16 protein-coding genes are annotated in these 18821 nt (G+C 62.4%); 12 read left to right on the top strand and 4 right to left on the bottom strand.

Features of this window, described 5'->3' with window-relative positions:
• Positions 1 to 21: 21 nt before the first annotated feature.
• Positions 22 to 1671, bottom strand: coding sequence for a VWA domain-containing protein (locus VGU25_08835; protein HEV2577304.1), 1650 nt, complete (start codon positions 1669 to 1671; stop codon positions 22 to 24).
• A gap of 128 nt (positions 1672 to 1799) precedes the next feature.
• Between VGU25_08835 and VGU25_08830 the strand changes: the two genes are divergently transcribed.
• Together VGU25_08830 and VGU25_08825 are read left to right on the top strand one after the other, a co-directional pair.
• On the top strand, positions 1800 to 2069 hold the full coding sequence (locus VGU25_08830) for a BrnT family toxin (protein ID HEV2577303.1): 270 nt from the start codon (positions 1800 to 1802) through the stop codon (positions 2067 to 2069).
• Positions 2053 to 2358, top strand: a complete 306-nt coding sequence (locus tag VGU25_08825; GenBank protein ID HEV2577302.1) for a BrnA antitoxin family protein — start codon at positions 2053 to 2055, stop codon at positions 2356 to 2358. The genes VGU25_08830 and VGU25_08825 overlap by 17 nt, the downstream gene beginning before the upstream one ends.
• Positions 2359 to 2370: 12 nt before the next feature.
• Here VGU25_08825 and xylB read toward each other — a convergent pair whose 3' ends face one another.
• The gene (gene xylB / locus VGU25_08820) at positions 2371 to 3864 is read right to left on the bottom strand and encodes a xylulokinase (protein HEV2577301.1); all 1494 of its coding nucleotides are present in this window, start codon (positions 3862 to 3864) and stop codon (positions 2371 to 2373) included.
• A gap of 259 nt (positions 3865 to 4123) precedes the next feature.
• Here xylB and VGU25_08815 point away from each other — a divergent pair, with 259 nt between their 5' ends.
• The 3 genes from VGU25_08815 to VGU25_08805 all read left to right on the top strand — a co-directional run bounded on the left by VGU25_08815 (position 4124) and on the right by VGU25_08805 (position 8115).
• Positions 4124 to 5647: a TolC family protein gene (locus VGU25_08815; GenBank protein ID HEV2577300.1), complete on the top strand. Its 1524-nt coding sequence runs from the start codon at positions 4124 to 4126 to the stop codon at positions 5645 to 5647.
• A 2-nt stretch (positions 5648 to 5649) separates the two neighbouring features.
• The gene (locus VGU25_08810) at positions 5650 to 6948 is read left to right on the top strand and encodes an HlyD family secretion protein (GenBank protein HEV2577299.1); all 1299 of its coding nucleotides are present in this window, start codon (positions 5650 to 5652) and stop codon (positions 6946 to 6948) included.
• Between the two features lie 186 nt (positions 6949 to 7134).
• Entirely contained in the window at positions 7135 to 8115 is a 981-nt protein-coding gene (locus VGU25_08805) for a VTT domain-containing protein (protein HEV2577298.1), read from the top strand.
• Here the strand turns inward: VGU25_08805 and VGU25_08800 are convergent.
• Positions 8112 to 8843 (bottom strand): energy transducer TonB, encoded by a 732-nt coding sequence (locus tag VGU25_08800; GenBank protein HEV2577297.1) that lies wholly within the window; start codon positions 8841 to 8843, stop codon positions 8112 to 8114. The two genes, VGU25_08805 and VGU25_08800, sit on opposite strands and share 4 nt — an antisense overlap.
• Positions 8844 to 8978: 135 nt before the next feature.
• Here VGU25_08800 and VGU25_08795 point away from each other — a divergent pair, with 135 nt between their 5' ends.
• The 3 genes from VGU25_08795 to VGU25_08785 are packed head-to-tail and all read left to right on the top strand — an operon-like array spanning position 8979 to position 13283.
• Positions 8979 to 10205: a hypothetical protein gene (locus VGU25_08795; protein HEV2577296.1), complete on the top strand. Its 1227-nt coding sequence runs from the start codon at positions 8979 to 8981 to the stop codon at positions 10203 to 10205.
• A complete protein-coding gene (locus tag VGU25_08790) occupies positions 10202 to 11668 on the top strand; it encodes a DUF2142 domain-containing protein (GenBank protein ID HEV2577295.1) in 1467 nt (488 codons plus the stop codon). The genes VGU25_08795 and VGU25_08790 overlap by 4 nt, the downstream gene beginning before the upstream one ends.
• A 46-nt stretch (positions 11669 to 11714) precedes the next feature.
• Positions 11715 to 13283 carry a UbiD family decarboxylase gene (locus VGU25_08785; protein HEV2577294.1) on the top strand — a complete coding sequence of 523 codons (1569 nt, stop codon included), beginning with the start codon at positions 11715 to 11717 and terminating at the stop codon, positions 13281 to 13283.
• Between the two features lie 3 nt (positions 13284 to 13286).
• Here the strand turns inward: VGU25_08785 and VGU25_08780 are convergent, their stop codons facing one another.
• Positions 13287 to 14393, bottom strand: a complete 1107-nt coding sequence (locus VGU25_08780) for a glycoside hydrolase family 76 protein (GenBank protein ID HEV2577293.1) — start codon at positions 14391 to 14393, stop codon at positions 13287 to 13289.
• A gap of 119 nt (positions 14394 to 14512) precedes the next feature.
• Here VGU25_08780 and mtnP point away from each other — a divergent pair, with 119 nt between their 5' ends.
• From mtnP to VGU25_08760, 4 genes are all read left to right on the top strand, one after another.
• On the top strand, positions 14513 to 15376 hold the full coding sequence (gene mtnP, locus VGU25_08775) for an S-methyl-5'-thioadenosine phosphorylase (GenBank protein ID HEV2577292.1): 864 nt from the start codon (positions 14513 to 14515) through the stop codon (positions 15374 to 15376).
• An 18-nt stretch (positions 15377 to 15394) separates the two neighbouring features.
• The gene (locus tag VGU25_08770) at positions 15395 to 16321 is read left to right on the top strand and encodes a PfkB family carbohydrate kinase (GenBank protein ID HEV2577291.1); all 927 of its coding nucleotides are present in this window, start codon (positions 15395 to 15397) and stop codon (positions 16319 to 16321) included.
• A 42-nt stretch (positions 16322 to 16363) separates the two neighbouring features.
• Complete coding sequence (locus VGU25_08765; GenBank protein HEV2577290.1) at positions 16364 to 18088, top strand: hypothetical protein; 1725 nt, start codon at positions 16364 to 16366, stop codon at positions 18086 to 18088.
• 160 nt (positions 18089 to 18248) lie between these two features.
• Entirely contained in the window at positions 18249 to 18758 is a 510-nt protein-coding gene (locus VGU25_08760; GenBank protein HEV2577289.1) for a DUF892 family protein, read from the top strand.
• Positions 18759 to 18821 lie beyond the last annotated feature (63 nt).

The raw sequence follows: 18821 nt of genomic DNA, 5'->3' as shown, positions 1-18821 counted from the left end.
GGATTTCTGTCGGGTCGAGGGCTACTTCGATTTTGCGGTGACGGGGATCTGGAGTGTGCCGAGATGGCCGCTGATGGGGTCCCAGACGGTGAGGGCGAGGAAGTCGCCGCCTTTGGGGAGATTGATTTGCTGCTCGACCTGGAGCTTGCGGGTGGGGGTGCCGGGGGCGAGTGGGAAGCGGACGCGGTCGAGCGTCTGGCCGATGCGGTTGCCGTCGCTGTCGAGGGCGATGGCGGCGAAGAAGACGGTGGCATGGCCGTCTGTGGTGGCGGTCGAGAGGCCGGCGGTAGAGAGTGAGTAGTCGATGCGGAAGGCGGATGTGCCTTTGGCGGGGGGCGCGGCGGGGCGGAGCGGGATGTAGGTGGCGTCGGTCGCGGTGGGGGCTTTTGTGTCAGAGGCGGGGTGGACGGTGGCCTGGAAGAGGAGCGGAGTGCTGCGAACGTCGGGAGCGGTGACGGGCTGTCTGGAGTCGCCGGCGATGAGCGTGGCGAGTTTGTGGTTGGCGAGGATGGTCTGGGGTTTGTCGGCGAAGTAGCCGCGACGGTAACTGAGGTGGTAGTCGCGATTGCGGACGGCGATGCGGATGTTGTGCCACTTGTTGTCGTAGTGGAAGTTCTGCGGTGACCAGGTGAGTGTGTAGGAGCTGGAGTCGGCGGAGAGGATGTGGGAGGCGGCGAGGGCGAGGCTGTTGCGGTTGATGATGGCTTCGCCGCCGGTGGCTTCGGCGGTCTGCATCATCTCGGATTGCTGCGGGCCGAGGGCGACGTCGCCTTCGGTGGTGAGGCCGCGGGCGTCGATGGGATAGATGGCGACGCGGGCGGCTTCGAGCTCGTCGTAGACCTCGCGGAGATTGTCAGTGCCTTCGCCGATGGACGGGCTGGCGACGGGCATGGAGGGTGCCGTGGCGGCCTGCATGGCAGCGCCTGCGGCGGAGTTTGCCGGAGGACCCATGGGTGTGGCGGCGGTTAGTGCCGAGAGGCCTTCGAGTAGATATGCCGTGGATCCGCCGGTGAACCAGAGGACATTTTTGCGGCCGGGCACTTGGCGGAGATGGAGGCCGATCTGGCGGAGGGTGTCGGTGTCGGAGCGATACTCGCGGCCGACGGCGACGATGCGCGGGATGGCGCGGTCAATGGCGGATTGCAGGAGCGAGTGGTTAGAGGTGAAGGGCTGGAGGAGCGTCATGTAATCGCCGTGGCGGGCGAAGATGGCGATGGGCTGGCCAGCGGGAAGGGACTTGATGAATTTTGTGAGCTGGATGTGGAGGTACATCTGGTCGGGCAGCTCGAGGTTGGTGGTGTCGAGCAGGACGACGTTGAGGACGGGCGGGAGATGTTGGTAGATGTTGGTCGCGGTGTTGGGCTGTGGCGGTGGTGTTGTGTAGGTTTCGGAGGTGGTGAGGATGTGTTCGGCGTTGTGTTCGTCGAAGGAGGCGATGCGCTGAGGCTGGTTGTTGTCGAAGACCTGGAAGTCGGCGGCGGAGAGGCCGTGGACGGGGTTGCCGTGGCGGTCGGTGACGGTGACGTCGGCGAGGACGATGCGGGATTCGGCGTGGAGGGTGAGGGCAGGGGTGTTGTCGGCGGCCTGCTGCGTCGAGTGGCCACTGGAGCGCAGGGCCAGTGGATAGAGGAGAGCGAGGCCGAGGATCGCAGCAGGCGAGCGTGTGGGCATGAGATCGGTAACAGCTTAGCTGTTTCGTTGACGGCTGGCAGCGGAGTAAGTTGCAGGGGTGACGGGAGAGCATCCTCTTGATACTTCTCACTCGACACAAAGGTTGATTGTAGCTACAAATAAATTTGATGGATGTCGGGTTCGATCGGGCCAAGGATGCGATCAACAGACGCAAACACGGTGTCAGCCTCCAGGCAGCAGAGCGGTTTGACCTGGATACTGCGCTCTTCGTCCTGGATGATTCGCAGGATTACGGAGAACAACGTTACAACGCAATCGGATGGATTGAGGGCACGTTGCATGTGCTCACATTCACGATCCGGCAACAGCAGGTTCGCGCGATCAGCCTTCGCAGGGCGACTAGGCAGGAGCAAAAACAATATGCCGAAAATTTCTAAGCCTACGGCGGATTCGGAAAACCCGGAGTGGAGCGCAGAGAAGTTTGCGCGAGCGAAGCGGTTTGACGAGCTTCCAGCTGGGGTTCAGAGCGCACTAAAGAGCCGGGGTCGCGGGCCGCAGAAGGCTCCGACGAAGAAGCTTGTCTCGGTACGGCTCTCGCCCGATGTGCTTGCAGCTGTGCGTGCGACAGGACACGGATGGCAGAGCCGCATCGACGAGGCCCTGCGAACGCAGTTTGTGAAGGAACGCCCGGCACCGGTGAAGCGAGCGAGACGTAAGGTGGCGTGACGCGGCGTTCCCTCAGCCCTCAATGGATTTGAGGGCAGGGTAGAGTTTGCGGAAGCGGGCGTAGGCGTGGGCCATGGCTTCGGCACTTTTGGGGGCGATGGTGGCGGCGGGGCGGATGGTGGCGTCGCAGGCGGCGGCGACGGAGGGCCAGGCGTTGACGCCGGTTCCGGCGAGGAGTGCGGCGCCAAAGGCACCGCCTTCTTCGGCTTCGAGGATTTCGACGGGGTGGTTGTAGACGTCGGCCTGGATCTGACGCCAGAGCGGGCCGCGTGCGCCGCCACCGCCGAGGCGGATCTTTTCGACGGGGATGTTGAGCTCATGGAAGAGCGTGAAGGTGTCCTGCAGGGAGAAGGCGACGCCCTCGAGGACGGCGCGAACGTAGTGGCCGAAGGTGGTGGAGGCGGTGATGCCGGCGAAGGCGGCGCGGGCGTTAGGGTCGAGGTGCGGGGTGCGCTCGCCGAACAGGTAGGGCGCCCAGAGGAGGCCGTCGGAGCCGGGCGGGACCTCGGCGGCGAGGCGGGTGAGCTCGTCGTAGGAGGCGATGGAGCCGTCGGGGTTGCGGGGGGCGAAGGTGTCGCGGAGGTAGCGGAACGACAGGCCGGCGCCGTTGGTGACGCCCATGACGTGCCAGATGCCGGGCGCGGCGTGGCAGAAGGTGTGGAGGCGGCCTTTGGGGTCGAGCGTGGGCTGGGCGGTTGCGGCGAAGACGACGCCCGAGGTGCCGATGGTTGCGGAGACGGAGCCGGGTGCGAGGATGCCCATGCCGACTGCGCCCGCGCCCTGGTCGCCTGCGCCGGCGGCGACGGGCGTGTTGGGCTCAAGGCCTGTGGCAGTGGCGCCCGTGGCTGAGATGTGCGCGCAGATCTCGGGGCCTTCAAAGAGCTGCGGGAGCCAGGACATTGGAATGCCGGCGGCTTCGGCGACCTCCTGGGACCAGCGGCGGTGGGCGACGTCGAGGAGCAGGGTGCCGGATGCCTCCTGCATGTCCATGGCGAAGACGCCGGTCATGCGGAAGCGGACGTAGTCCTTCGGGCAGAGGACGTGGCGGATTTTGGCGAAGATCTCGGGCTGGTGCTTGCGGACCCAGAGCAGCTTGGTGAGGGTGAAGTTCGGAAGCGCTGGGTTGGCGACGAGCTGGATGATGCGTTCGTAGCCGATGGTTTGGTTGAGCCAGTCGGCCTCGGGCTGGGTGCGCTGATCGCACCAGATGAGGGCGGGGCGGAGGACGCGGCCGTCGGCGTCGAGCATGACGCAGCCGTGCATCTGGCCGGTGAGGCCGACAGCCTCGACTTTGGTGCCGTGGCCGGCAGCGGCGGCGGCTTTGAGGGCGCCGAGGATGGCTTGCTGTGCGGCGCGCCACCAGTCTTCAGGGTCCTGCTCGGCCCAGCCGATGTGGGCGGAGGCGATGGGGGCGTGGTCGGCGGAATGGGAGGCGAGGACCTTGCCTGCGCGGTCAATGAGGACGGCGCGGGTGCCGCCGGTGCCGACGTCGATGCCGAGAAACATGCTGGAGGCTCCTGAAGGTGAGAAGTGTTCGAAAGAAGAAGTGTAGAGGCTGCGAATTTTTATGTCGCGAACATCTAAATGTGAATCTGCAGCGGACGCGCGGTTGCCGTGTATAAGCGGCGGCGCGGTTTTCCGAATTTTTCCAAGGCAAAGTTTTGAATATCCTCGAGCGGGTTCTGCATCTGTATGAATAAGAACGCTTCTGGGCAGGTTGTGAACCGCGCGGGTGGTGTACTGCTAACGGGTTAGCATGAGAGATATGTTTGAAAAGAGGAGACGCGCGTCGCTGAGCGCGACCGCGTGGCTGGTAATGCTTGCGTTTGCGGCTGCCGGCATGGCGAACGCGCAGTCGCAGCCGAGCCCGACCGGGATACCGCTGAACCAGACGAACCCGCAGCAGACGGACCTGCAGCAGGTGCAACAGGTTCAGCAGCAGTTGCAGCAGCCTGGGCCTCCGGTGGCACCGCAGAACGGGGCGGATCAGAGCTTTCATGGCAGCCTGGTGAGCGGGAAGGCGACGGCAGATGTGCTTCCGCTGGGGCTCGATGATGCGATTCAGCGTGGGCTGAAGAACAATCTAGGGCTGATTCTGCAGAGCTCGAGCGAGAAGAATGCGAGCGGCGAGCGGCTGGAGCAATTGCAGCATCTCCTGCCGACGGCGACGGGAGCGGCGTCGATCGAGGTCGAGCAGGTGAACCTGGCGGCGTATGGGTTGAAGTTTCCGGGGATCAATCCGATCGTTGGGCCGTTCCAGGTGGTGGATTTCCGCGCGTATCTGACGCAGAACCTGGTGAACCTGCAGGCGTTCGAGAACTATATGGCCTCGAAGCACAACTTCGAGTCGGCGAAGTTGACGGCGCAGGACGCGCGGGACCTGGTGGTGCTGACGGTGGGCAATGCGTATCTGGTGGCCCTTGCTGATGAGTCACGGATCGCGGCGGTGCAGGCGGAGATGGCGACGTCGAAGGTGCAGCTGGATCAGGCGACGCAGGCGCATGAGGCAGGAACGAGTCCGCGGCTGGATGTGCTGCGGTCGCAGGTGGACTACCAGAATGAGCAGCAGCAGTTGATTGCGACGCAGAATCAGTTTGCGAAGGACAAGCTGTCGCTGGCGCGGGCGATTGGATTGCCGCTGGACCAGAAGTTTGACTTGAGCGACAAAGAGCCGTTTGCGGCGCTGGACGCACCGGATCCAGAGCAGGCGTTTCAGCAGGCGCTGAAGCAGCGAAAGGACCTCGCGGCGGCGGACGAGAAGTTGAAGGCTGCCGAGGCGGGCAAGAAGGCGGCGTTTGATGAACAACTGCCGGTGGCAAGCTTTTCAGGTGATTTTGGAGACCTGGGAACGACGCCGGCGCATTCGCATGGGACGTATTCAGCGACCGGGCAGGTGAGCGCGCCGATCCTGCAGATTGCGAAGACGCACGGCGACGAGCAGGTGGCCGACGCGCAATATGACCAGGCCAAGGCGAAGCTTTCGGACCAGGTGCAGCAGGTGAATCAGGATGTGCGGGACGCGATTCTGGACATTCAGAGCGCGGAGAAGCTGGTGGACGCGGCGCACAGCAACGTGCAACTGGCCAGCGAGGCGCTGAACGAGGCGCAGCAGCGGTTCAAGGCAGGCGTGAGTGACGACCTGCCGGTGTCGCAGGCGCTGTCGCAGCTGGAGCAGGCAAACGATCAGTACATCGGCGCACTGTATCAGCACAATGTGGCGAAGCTCTCGCTGGCGCGCGCGCTGGGTGTGGCATCGACGAATTACAAGGATTATCTCGGAGGGAAGTAGACGTGGCCGATCAGAATGAGCACGGACAGCAGGGCCAAACTGCGGAAATACAGGGCACTGTCCAGATAAAGCAGCAGGGCGGACAGCAGGAAAAGCCCGAGCCGAAGAAGGAAGAGGAGGCTCCGGAGAAGAAGGGCCGCCGGCGGATCATCATTATTGTTGTCGTCGCGATCCTTGCGGTTATCGCAATCTTCTTCTATTGGCGCTCGACGTTCACCGAGGACACGGACGACGCGCAGGTGGATGGGAACTTGTACCAGGTGAGCGCGCGTGTGGCTGGACAGGTGGTCCAGGTGGATGTCGAAGAGCAGCAGACGGTGCACAAGGGCGATCCGATTGCCGAGGTAGATCCGAGAGACTTTGAGGTCGCGGTCGAACAGGCGCAGGCCAACCTGGCCAACGCGAAGGCGGATTATGAGCAGGCGCAGGTGAATGTGCCGATCACGAGCGTGAACACGCATACGCAGGTGCTGACCTCGACGTCCGATGTGGCATCGAACGAGGCGGCTGTGTCGCAGGCCGAGGCGCAGGCACAGGCGGCGGAACAGCGCATTCAGCAGGCGAAGGCCAATGCGCTGAAGGCGCAGATCGACGTGGACCGTTACACGCCGCTGGTGAAGAACGACGTTATCTCGAAGCAGCAGTTTGATCAGGCTGTGGCGACCTCGACGGCCGATGAGGCAGCACTGAACGAGGCGGAGCGGAGCGCGACCGCGTCGCAGGACCAGATTCGGCAGGCGCGCGCACGGCTGGCGCAGGCGCTAAGTGAGCAGCGACAGAGCCAGCAGACAGCACCGAAGCAGGTGGCCGTGCAGCTGGCGCGCGAACAGGCGGCGTTGGCCGAGGTGCAGCAGGCGCAGGCGCGACTGGACCAGGCGAAGCTGAACCTTGGGTACACGAAGATTGTGGCGCCGATTGACGGCATCGTGAGCCGCAAGACGGTCGCTGTCGGGGCGAATTTGAGCGTTGGGCAGTCACTGCTGACGATTGTGCCGCTCCAGGACCTGTGGGTGACGGCGAACTTCAAGGAGACGCAGCTTGCCAAGATGCGCGTCGGACAGGCTGTCGACCTCTCGGTGGATGCGCTGGGCGGAAAGAAGTTCGGTGGTCATGTGGCGCAGATCGGCGGAGCGACGGGCTCGGTGCTGAGCCTGTTCCCACCGGAGAACGCGACCGGCAACTATGTGAAGGTGGTGCAAAGAATTCCGGTGAGAATTAACTTCGACAATCTGGCGCAGGAGGATCCAAATCACGAACTGCGCATTGGTATGTCGATAGAGCCAAAGGTTCACGTGAAATAAGGCAATCGATTGAGAAAGCCGGGTTTTCGTACCCGGCTTTTTTGCAAGCGATGAGCGGCCCGGCGATGTTGCCGGGCCGTAGTTCTTTAATTTCGTGCGCTGTCCGCTCTTTGTGCGTATCTTTTCTGCAACGGACGAGCCCACGGAGACATCTAGAGGGACACTGGAAAGAGTTGCGAGGCGGTCATGGGTCTGATCAAGATGCTGTTTTTGCGGCACGCCTACACCGTCATGTTTGGCTGGGTGCTGGTGGAGCAGGCAGGGTTGCCAGTTCCCAGCGTTCCGCTGATGCTGGCGGCGGGCACGATGAGCGCGGCGCACAAGCTGCACCTCGAGCTGATCGTTCCTGTCGTGCTGTTGGCGTGCTTCCTGTCGGACTCAATGTGGTGGTGGCTGGGACGGCGGTTTGGGAGCCGTGTTCTGGACCTGTTGTGCAGGCTGTCGCTGGATGCCTCAACGTGCGTGCATCGTGCGCAGGGGTCGATCGCGCGCCGGGGTGGACTGACGCTGCTGTTCGCGAAGTTTGTGCCGGGAGTGAGCACGATCGCGGCGCCGATCGCCGGACAGGCAGGAATGCCTTTCTTCGAATTCGTGATCTACGACATGATCGGATCGCTGCTGTGGGCGGCGGCGTGGTTGTTTACGGGGCGGTTCTTCGGTGATGTGGCGGAACGGTCGACGCGGCTGTTCGCGACGCTGACGCACTTCGCGGTCGGGCTGGTGCTGCTGATGATCATGAGCATCGTCGTCTACCGGTATGTGCAACGGCGGCGGTTCATGGCGGAGCTTCGCGGTCTGCGGCTGGAGCCGGAACAACTGCTGGGAATGATGGAACTGGCCAGCAAGGGTGGAATTGAGCCGCCTTTCATCATCGACCTCCGGCATCCGCTGGACGTTCTTACGGACCCTGAGGTATTGCCGGGCGCGCTGCGGATCGGGCCGGACGAGCTGCAGAGGCATCGTGATGAGATTCCGGACGACCGCGAGATTGTGCTGTACTGCACGTGCCCAAGCGAGGAGACCAGCGCCAAGGTCGCGATGGAGTTGCGAAAGCTGGGCGTACTTCGCGTGCGCCCGCTGCGCGGCGGGCTGCAGGGATGGAAGGACGCGGGGTACCCGTTGGAAGCGGTGCTCGTGAACCCGCGTGCGACGGTTATTAGCGCTTAACTCCTCATCCGAAATGTGATCGTGATGGTGGTTTGGACGTCTGTGGGCTGCCCGTTGAGCAGGAACGGGTGGTAGCGCGCCTGGCGAACGGCGTCGAGTGCAGCCGGCTGCAGCATTATGGGCCCGCTGACGACGTGCGCGCTTTCGATCACGCCAGTGCGCGAGATGATCGCCTGGACGACAACTGTGCCTTCGATGCCGGCGGTTCGGGCGATTGCTGGATACTCGGGCCGAATGGGCGCGATGAGGTGTCCGGCGGTGATGCCTGAGGACAGATTCAACAGCTTAGAAGATGGCGATGCCGCGGGCCTGGCGCTGACGTGTGGTGCTGCCGGCGCGGCGGAGTTGATTCCGGGCGGCAGCGACGTGCTGCTTTTGCCGAGGTCGATGCTGGTGAGCGTGGGTGCCTCGGCAGGGGGACCGGTGGGATGGATGAGGTCGCGGAAGATTTGCGTGGCGCGAGTTGTGGTGGGAGTTGCGGGCGCGGAGGTTGCGGCGGCTGTCGAACGTGCTTCCAGGTGCATGGGCGGAGGCGGCGGGGCTGGGGCGCGCGGAGGCGCCAGCGTTGCCGGGAGGAGATGCTGCATCGGCAGAAGCTCCGGGTGAAGCAGCGGCAGGGCAAGAATGAGCGCGGCAACGCAGAGCTGCGTTGTGATGGAGAGCACGGCGGGCCAGCGGTTATGCGTGCGGAGCAGGGCAGCGGATTCGACGAGTGAGTCCTCGAACATGGGGCACCTCGAGTCAGGTCGGTCTCGATGTGCGTCCGGCGAGGAACGCTTCTGTCGCAATAGACACCGCAGAGTGCAGTTCGGTTCCGTGAAAGGAGTGGCGCGGCCTGCACACAATCATGGATGATGACTGTTATGGCAACGAGCGCGATAGCAGAGCGTGCGACCGCAGAGTGCGTGGTGGTTAAGCCGCAGCGCGTGCTGTCGGTGGACGTGCTGCGTGGGCTGACGATTGCGCTCATGATCCTGGTGAACGATCCCGGGGACTGGACGCATGTCTTCGGGCAGCTCGATCACGCAACGTGGAACGGCTGGACGCTCACGGATCTGGTCTTCCCGACGTTCCTGTTTCTTGTTGGCGCATCCATCGTCTTCTCTATGACGGCGCGTGCGGCGCGCGGAAACTGCAAGGGGACTCTGACGGGAAGAGCGTTCGTGCGCGCGGGCAAGATCTTCCTGCTCGACCTCATCCTCGCGTACTTCCCGCGCATGCACTGGGGTGGTTTGCGGCTTTATGGCGTGCTGACACGCATCGCGCTCTGTTACCTTTTCGCCGCGCTGATTATGATCGCCACTCGCCGGGTGCGCTGGCTGGTGCTGATTGCTGCGTCGCTGCTGGTGGGCTACTGGATTCTGCTGCGCTGGGTGCCGGTGCCGGGTATTGGCATGCCGGGCCGCGATGTGCCGTTCATGGACAAGAACCTGAACCTTGCCGCGTGGCTGGATCGCGCGGCGATGGCGTGGACGCAGCGGTGGCTGCACACAGGCACGCTGTACAACCACACGCGCGATCCCGAGGGTCTGCTGAGCACGCTGCCGGCTGTTGCGACGACGCTGCTGGGCGCACTGGCTGGGCTTGCAATGCAGGCTGCGAGCATGGGGCGCGCGAGCTGGAAGAATGTGCGCGTGCGCCTGTTCGCGTGGGGAGTGGCGGGCATTGCTGCCGGTGAGGTCTGGTCGCGGTGGTTTCCGATCAACAAGAATCTCTGGACTTCGAGCTATGTGCTGCTGGCCGGGGGGATTGCGGCGGTCGTGCTCGCGGCGTGCTCGTGGCTGGTGGATGACAGAGTGCAGCCGTGGCCGCGGGCGCTGCGCGTTGTGACGTGGCCGTGGCTGGTATTCGGCTCGAATGCGATTGCAGCGTTCACGGTGTCGGTTGTGATCGTAAAAACGATGCTCTTTCTGCACACCACCGGAGCCGACGGCGTGCGGCGCACATGGTGGTATTTGATGTACTTTGACGTCTTCGGACGCGCGGGATCGAATGCCTGGACCTCGCTCGCGTTCGCGGTGAGCTTTGTGGTGGTTTGCTTTCTGCCCATCTGGTTCCTCTGGCGGCGGAAGATTTTTTTGCGGCTGTGACGAGGGCGGAACGCGTGGGGCATTGGAAGGTGGGCACTGCGGAGTCGATCGAGCGACGTTTGCCTGCGTTCTATTTTGTCTTCGCGCTGTTGCTGACGAGTGTGCTCTGCTGGACGACCCCTCCCTTCTTTGGCCCGGATGAGCCGAGCCAGTCTCTTCGCGCACTTGCTTTATTGCACGGCGAAATTCTGCCGCGGATGGGTGCAGATCAAGCCGGGGGAGAGGTCGACACGGGCGCCGTGCATGCGATGGATGCAATGGATTCGATCCGCATGCGTTGGGAGCCGCAGAGCCCGGATTTTCACGACAGAAGGTACGGTCCGGTGTCGGTAGAAGCGCAGGCTCGCTGGGCGGACGTGCGATGGTCTGGAGAGAAGAGGATCGCTGGATTTGGAAATACAGCGACGTATCCGCCGGGCTTGTATCTGCCGGCAATGGCTGGATGGAAGGTCGCAGAGGCAGCGAATCTTACGATCTTTGCGAGCCTGCGATTGGCGCGGTGGCTCACTGCATTCACGGCGGCTCTGCTGGGCTGGTTGGCGTTGCGATGGAGTGGACGCGGCGCGTGGATGCTGCTGCCGGCGCTGCTGCTGCCGAGCGAACTGTTTCTGCAGGCAACATGTTCGCAGGACGCGCTGCTGTTGCCCGTTGCGGCGTTGGGTGTGGCGCTGATTTGCAGAGCACTGAACGAGCGCCGCGGGTTAGGCGATGGTGAGCTGGCGCTTGCGGCGGTGCTGTTCGCACTTTGTGCGATGGCCAAGCCGCCCTTTGCAGCTCTCGGGGTAATCATCTTTGTGCCAGCGGTGGAGTTGAAGGAATGGGGATGGAAGCTATGGCTGAAGCACGCCGCGAGCTTCACGGCCCTCGTGGTTGCGTGTGCAGCCTGGTGGCATCTGGTCGCGCGCTTCGGCATGGACACCGCTGATGAAGCCGACCCTGCTCGTCAGGTCGCGTTCCTCGCGTCGCATCCAATCGCTGCCTCTCTTGCGATAGGCAGAGGGACGGCGGAGGCGGCTTGGGATTTTGTGCACCGCGGCCTTTATGTGGTTGGGTGGAACGATCTGCTGCCGCATCATGGCGCTGCGCTGGTCCTCAGTGTGTGTCTGCTGGTGATTGCGTGGCGCGCTCCGAGTGTCGGTGTGCGAAGCTGGCGCGCGCGGATTCTGATCCTTATTGCGGTGATCGTTCCGCTGATCGGAATCTCAATAGCGGAGTATCTGATCTGGACGCCACCGGGCCTGCGCACGGTGTATGGTGTCCAACCGAGATATTGGTTGCCGGTCTTGCCCGCGATGATGCTGCTCGTGACAAGCCGGCGGAGACGAGAGGAGCTTGGCGCAGAATGGTTGTTGCCGGTGGCTACGATCCTGCTCGCATGTGTCGCGTGCACGCTGCCGTGGATGGAGGCGAGCGCGTTTTATCGCGCGGGATTGATGCAGGCGGTGCGAATCAATCTGCGTTGAGTGATCGCAGGCGATACCTGGGCGACAATGTTCCAAGGAGATCAATGTGGCGTTCGATGGATTGCGGGATTGGGTGGAGGCGCTGGAGCGCGCGGGCGAACTGAAGCGCGTGAAGGCGGAGCTGTCGCCCGTACTGGAAATGGCCGAGGTCGCAGACCGCGCGGTGAAGGGCAACGGGCCTGCGCTGCTCTTTGAGAATGTAGCGGGTTACAAGGGCGCGCGCGTGCTGATGAACCAGTTTGGCAGCGAACGCAGGATGCGCATGGCGCTCGGCGTGGATTCGCTTGACGATGTGGCAAAGCGGATCGAGACACTGCTGCATCCGGTGCCGCCGACGAGTCTTGTAGACAAGCTGAAGATGCTGCCGATGCTGGCGGAGGTCGGCTCCTATTTTCCTAAGGTCATTGATCGAAAGCGCGCGCCGTGTAAGGAAGTTGTGTTGCGTGGCGAGGATGTCGACGTGCTGAAGTTTCCAGTGCTCACGACGTGGCCTGGCGATGGCGGCCCCTTCATCACGCTGCCGTGCGTTGTGACGAAGGACCCTCGCAGCGGAAAGCGCAACGTAGGGATGTATCGGATGCAGGTGTACGACGGCAAGACGACTGGCATGCACTGGCAGCGGCAGAAGGTCGCGGCGGAGCACTTCCGCGACCGGCTGCGAGCAGCTGCAGAGAGCACGGCCGGTGCTGTGGATGTCATGGCGCGCACCGCTGGAGGCACGACGGCAGCGGTGGATGTGAGCGGAGTTCCTCAGCACGTGGTGACGAAGATTCGCGGCGAGCGCATGGAGGTTGCAGTCGCGATCGGCACGGATCCTGCGGTCACGTTCAGCGCGATCGTGCCAGCGCCGCCGGATGTCGAGGAGTATCTGATCGCAGGATTTCTGCGCGGTAAAGCAGTCGAGCTGGTGAAGTGCGAGACGGTGGATCTGGAGGTACCCGCAACGTCGGAGATCGTGCTGGAGGGTTACGTAGAACTCGGCGAGCTGCGCGGCGAAGGGCCGTTTGGCGACCATACTGGCTTTTACACGATGACGGAGGAGTATCCGGTCTTTCACATCACCTGCATCACGCACCGCAAGAATCCAATTTATGCGGCGACTATCGTCGGCAAACCTCCGATGGAAGACGCGTGGATGGGCAAGGCCGTCGAGCGCATCTTCCTTCCGCTGATGAAACTGACGCTGCCGGAGATCGTCGATGTAAACCTGCCGCCCGAAGCGGTCTTTCACAACCTGATGATCGTGAGCATCAGGAAGTCCTACGCGGGGCACGCGCGCAAGGTGATGAACGGAATCTGGGCCATGGGACAGGCGATGTTCACGAAATGCATCATCGTGGTTGACGAGGATTGCGATGTCCATGATTTGCGCGAGGTGACGCTGCGCGTCGCGAACAACATTGATCCGGAGCGCGACATTCAGTTCACACTCGGGCCCATTGACTCGCTAGATCATGCGAGCCGTCTGCCAAACTTCGGCAGCAAGATGGGCATCGATGCAACGCGCAAGTGGGCTGCAGAAGGCTTCACGCGGCCATGGCCCGCGATGCTCGAGATGCCCGACGACGTGAAGCGGCGCGTGGCCGCAGTCTGCAAGCAGTTGGGGTTAGATTAGCGGCTAATTCATCGCCGCAGCGGCGATCAGCGCGTCCAGCGCGGAGCTCTGGCGTGTCGCGTCCGTGGAATCGACAGGTCCCTGCCAGAGCGCGCCGAAGCGTGTCGCGTTGTTGTCGTTTGCCCAGATGCTATCGGCGTTCGCATCGGCGAAGGATTTGTACTGCGCGTTCGGCGATGCGGCGTAAAGCGCCATCAGATTGCGCATGAAGATTCCTTTGAACTGTGGCGCGTCGCCGCCGGACACGCCGTGATCCACAAGAATCCCGTTGGACGTCAGCATGCCGGAGGCGGGTGACAGCACTGCGTTTGCGATGCTCTGCGCGCGGGCAAGCAGCGTTGGATCTGAGACCGCGTGCGAGAGTTCAACCAATCCGCCGAGGACGACGCCCTGGTTATAACTCCACACAATGCCGTTGTTGTTTTTGCACGCAGCCGGATTGCTGTCGTTAAGGCCGTCATTGATGAGTCCGCTCGCGTTGATCATTCCGGAGGCGAGGAACCAAGTCCACTCCTTCTGTGCCCACGTGAGATAGCCGGCGGACGCACTGCCGCTGGTGCGGTTCGCGAGCTTCGCCGCCATGGTGAGGAAGAGTTCGTTGGTGATGGCGTTCTTATAGGTGTGGGTTGTGTTCCACCATATGCCGCCGCCGCAGGTTGCGGTGTCCCATCCGCCGGTCATGTAGGTGAAGATCGTCTCTGCCATCGAGAGATACTCCTGGTTGCCGGTGAGGTCGTAGGCATCGATCCATGCGAGCCCCCACCAGCCGGTGTCGTCGTAAAACATGTTGGTGAAGTTCGAGTGGCCGGAGGATCCGGCCTGGGCCTTGGCGAAGGTGTTCGCGATGACGGGCAGATAGCTCGTGTCGTTCGCCGTACGCTCGTAATCGACGAGAGTAGTAATCGCGTTGGCTGAATGCCACCAGCCGGCCGGGTCTGCATACTGCCCACTCGCGGAGTTGTACCAGGTCTGCAGGGCCTGGATCGCGAGCCCTGCCTTCTCGAGATAGGTCGAGGTATTCACCGGCACACTTGCAGCGACGAGGGTTCCGCTGCCGCAGGCGGCGGGTGCAATGCAGAGGGCGCAGGCGAGCGCCACAGAGGCGAACATTCGTAGTGATCTCATGCGTGGCACGCCGTTCGGAGAGCGGTCTCTCAAAACAAAATGATACAGCCAGCTATACTGAGACTTGCGGCATAAAGCGCGCATTTTGTTCTCTGGAGAGGCGTTTGGCGAAGGCGGAGATTGGAATCATCGGCGGCAGCGGGCTGTACGGCATGCCCGGATTGACCGACGTTCGTGAAGAGAAAATCGAGACACCGTTCGGAGATCCGAGCGAGGTATTTGTTCTCGGAAGGCTTGAGGGCCGCGATGTGGCGTTCCTCGCGCGTCATGGCAAGGGTCATCGCATTCTGCCCACCGAGTTGAATTTTCGCGCCAACATCTATGCGATGAAGAAGCTTGGCGTGACCAGCATCCTGAGCGTAAGCGCGGTCGGTAGCCTGAAGGAAGAACATAAGCCGACCGACTTCATCGTTCCAGACCAGTTCATCGACCGCACCTTCTCGCGTAACGCGACGTTCTTTGGCGACGGCGTCGTGGGGCACGTGGCGTTCGGCGATCCTGTCTGCCCGATCGTGGTGGACACATTCGTGAAGGCGTGCGAAGAGGTCGGTGTTGTGGGCAAGCGCGGCGGCACATACGTCTGCATGGAGGGGCCGCAGTTCTCCACTCGTGCGGAGAGCAATCTGTATCGCTCATGGGGCGCGGACGTCATCGGCATGACCAACCTCCAGGAGGCGAAGCTGGCGCGCGAGGCAGAGATCAGCTACGCGACGCTCGCGATGGTGACTGACTACGACTGCTGGTACGAGGGTCACGACGATGTCACGGTCGAGCAGGTGATTGCGGTTATGCACCAGAACAGCGGCAACGCGCAGAAGGTTGTAAAGGCTGCGGTGCGGCTGATGCCGAAAGACCTGAGTGCAAGCCCGGCGCAAACTGCCGCGAAGTTCGCGATCATGACGGACCGCAAGGTTATTCCGGAAGCGACGAAGCAGAAGCTCGACGTGTTGTTCGGTAAATATTTCTAACCCCATAGCGGAGATTGAATGTCGATTCTTGTAGTTGGTTCGGTGGCGTTTGATTCGCTCGAAACGCCAAGCGGGAAGCGCGAGCGAGTGCTTGGCGGAGCGGCCACGCACTTTGCGCTGGCGGCGAGCTACTTCACGAAGGTTCGCGTCGTTGGCGTTGTGGGCGAAGACTTTCTGCCCGAGCACGAGAACGTGCTTACGAACAAAGGCGTGGACACAAGGGGAATCGAGCGTGCGCCGGGGAAGTCCTTTCACTGGCGCGGCGAGTACCTGCGCGACCTGAACGAGGCGGACACGCTTGCGACCGACCTGAATGTCTTCGCGGAGTTCTCTCCAAAGATTCCCGCTGAGTATGAGGACTCCGAGTTCCTGTTTCTCGCGAACATCGATCCCGTTCTGCAGGCGCGCGTGCGCTCGCAGATGAAGAAGGTCGCAATGGTCGCGGGCGACACGATGAACTACTGGATCAATGCGCATCGCGAGAATCTTCTGAAGGTGCTGCGTGAGCTCGACGTGCTGCTGATCAACGACAAAGAGGCGCAAATGATCAGCGGGGAAACGAACGGTCTGCGCGCGGCTGAGGCCGTGATGGCGCTTGGCCCGAAGTCGCTCATCGTGAAGCACGGCGAGTACGGAGCGACGGCTTACTTCAGCGAGCGAAGCTTTGGCGACGGCATCAAGCGGCGTCCATTCCGCGCGCCGGGCCTGCCGCTGCACGAAGTGGTCGACCCTACCGGCGCGGGCGACTCTTTCGCTGGCGGTTTCTACGGGTATGTGGCTTCGCAGCGGCAACTCACGCCGGAGATCTTCCGGCGTGCCATGTTCTACGGCAGCGCCATGGGCTCCTTCGCCGTTGAGCGGTTCGGTACGGAACGTCTGCAGCAGACCACGCGCGCCGAGGTCGAGGAACGCATCGAGCATCTGCGCGAGCTGTCGCATCTCTAACCGGATGGCGAAAGGCCACCGACGCGAAGAGGAGCGCCACGGGTGAAGACCCCGCAGAAGCGACCGACCACAAAGACGATCACGCGTCCGCGGCGCGGAGCGCGGACGCCTCCGCCATGGGATCCCGAGGCGGTGAGCTTCGCCACGCGCGGAGAGGTTTATCCGTTCACGGCCGCCGGTGTCGTTCTCGGGTTTTTTGCACTGCTGGTCTGCTACTCCAAGCACTACCTTTTGCTGTACGGTGATGCCGTTGCGCACCTCGGTATCGCGCGCCGCATTCTCGACTCACACTATCCTGGCCTCGCGCAACTCGGAGGCGTGTGGCTCCCGCTGCCGCATGTGTTGATGCTTCCGTTCATCGGCAACATGCAGATGTGGCAGACGGGCTTCGCCGCGGTTCCGATGTCAATTCTGAGCTTCGCGCTCAGCGTTGCGGGAATCTGGCGACTCGCGCGAAGACTCATGCGGCCTCGCTGGGCGCTCGTCGCGACCACCTTCTACGCACTGAATCCGAATCTTCTGTATCTCGCCACGACCGCGATGACGGAGGCGCTTTTCCTCTGTCTGCTGGTCTGGACTGTCGTGGCCGCGACTGAAACCGTGGCCGCACTGCGTGCAGGCCGCGCACACGGCGCTGCCGGAGGCATGATCGCGGCGGGCATCCTGGTGCTCGGGCAGGTGATGACGCGCTATGACGGCTGGGTCATCGGTGCCGTCGTCTGGTGCTGGATCGCGTGGGAGCTGTGGCGCAGCGGCGCGCAGGTCCGGCAGCGGCTTCTCACGCCCTTCATCATTTTCACGCTGCTGTGTCTCTCCGGGCCCATCTTCTGGTTCTGGTATAACGCGCACTTCAAGGGCGACTGGCTGGACTTCCTGCGCGGACCGTACTCCGCCGCCGCAATCGAGCACAAAACTGCGCCGCCGGGCCAGCATTATCGCGGATGGCACAATCCCATCTGGGCGCTCGTCTTCTATACGCGTACCGCGCAGATCGATGCCGCTGCATGGGAGACCGGCTTCGCTCTCATGTTCGCCGCGCTCTATGCAGCATGGTCGCAGTGGAAGCGCCGCGCAGTCGCCGCGGCTCGCGCACGCGCCGAGTCGGGCCTGTGGCTGCTGTGGCTTCCGCTGCCGTTTTACATTTACTCCGTCGCATATGGCTCGGTGCCCATCTTCATTCCGCAGCTCTGGCCTCACTCGTATTACAACGCGCGCTATGGGATGGAGATGCTGCCCGCGCTCGCAATCTACGGAGCGTTCGCAGCGGAGCGCCTTGACCTCTGGCTTCGCGTGCAAACCGCCGGCTGGGCTCGCGTCGCCGCGCGCTTGTGGCAGCCCGCCGCGATGTTGCTCTGTGTGGCCAATTGCATCGGCATGATGTACCGCATTCCGCTGGTGCTGAAGGAAGGCATCGTCAATGCCTCCACGCGCGTTCCGTTTGAGCGCGCCGTCGCCACCACGATTGAGGGACTGCCGTTGCAGATCCCGGTGCTCATGTCCACGACTGCGCACGTTGGCATCGCCCAGACTGCGGGTCGACCGTTGAAAACCATCCTTAGTGAGGACGACGAAGTTGCCTGGCAGCAGGCTCTTTCTGATCCTGCGAAACATGCGGCAATTGTTATTGCAATGGCCGGAGACCCGGTCGCGAAGGCTGTAGCCGCGCATCCTGAAGGATTGAAAGAGCTTGAGGTGATCTGCACAACCGGGCAGCCTTGCGCGAAGATTTATCAGTCCGAAGTGTGGACGCCACAAACCACGCACTAGGGTGAAGACGCATCCTACGGTGTGTGTGGCGCATGAAGACCGCGTCATAGAAATAGAAGCCGGTCGGAAAGTTTACCGGCACAAAGAACAATCCGAAGAAGAGCAACAGCGCTCTCAGGCCTGACGGCCCCCCCACGTGCGCTGAGAGGAGCAGAGAAACATGGGACTTTTTACACCGGACATGAATAACCTTCGCGAGCTGTACAGGACGATGCTGCAGAGGTCGCTGGACAGCGAGCGCCAGATCGTCGATGACGGTCTGCCGGCAATGATTGAAAACGCAACAAATAGCCAGTTGAAGAATGCGTTCCGCACTCACCTGGAAGAGTCCAAGGAGCATGTCTCGCGTCTGGAGCGGATCATGCGCGACAACGACGGCGAGGCGAACAGATCCAAGTGCAAGGTGACTGCGGCCCTCATCAGTGAAGGCAGCGCGTCTGCCAAGGATGCCAAGGACCAGACTCTGCGCGATGTGGTTCTGATCGCGGCCGGCAACCAGGTGGAACATCACGAGATTGCAATTTACGGGACACTTCGCAATATGGCCATCATCCTCGGCGAGGCAGAGCATGCAGCTCTGCTCGACAAGACCCTGGATGAAGAGAAGCACGCAGACAAGGTGTTGACAGAGCTTTCCGAGCAGATCAATGTCGCGGCTCCGGTTGCCTGATATTTCACGGTGAGAGCGTACCCGTGCCGTCACCATGCGGCACGGGTCTTTTTTTGCCGCGAA

It is taken from the genome of Acidobacteriaceae bacterium, assembly GCA_035944135.1.
Classification (GTDB): domain Bacteria; phylum Acidobacteriota; class Terriglobia; order Terriglobales; family Acidobacteriaceae; genus Granulicella.
The sequence above is the reverse complement of the archived record's forward strand: the minus strand, read 5'-3'. Positions and strand labels throughout refer to the sequence as shown.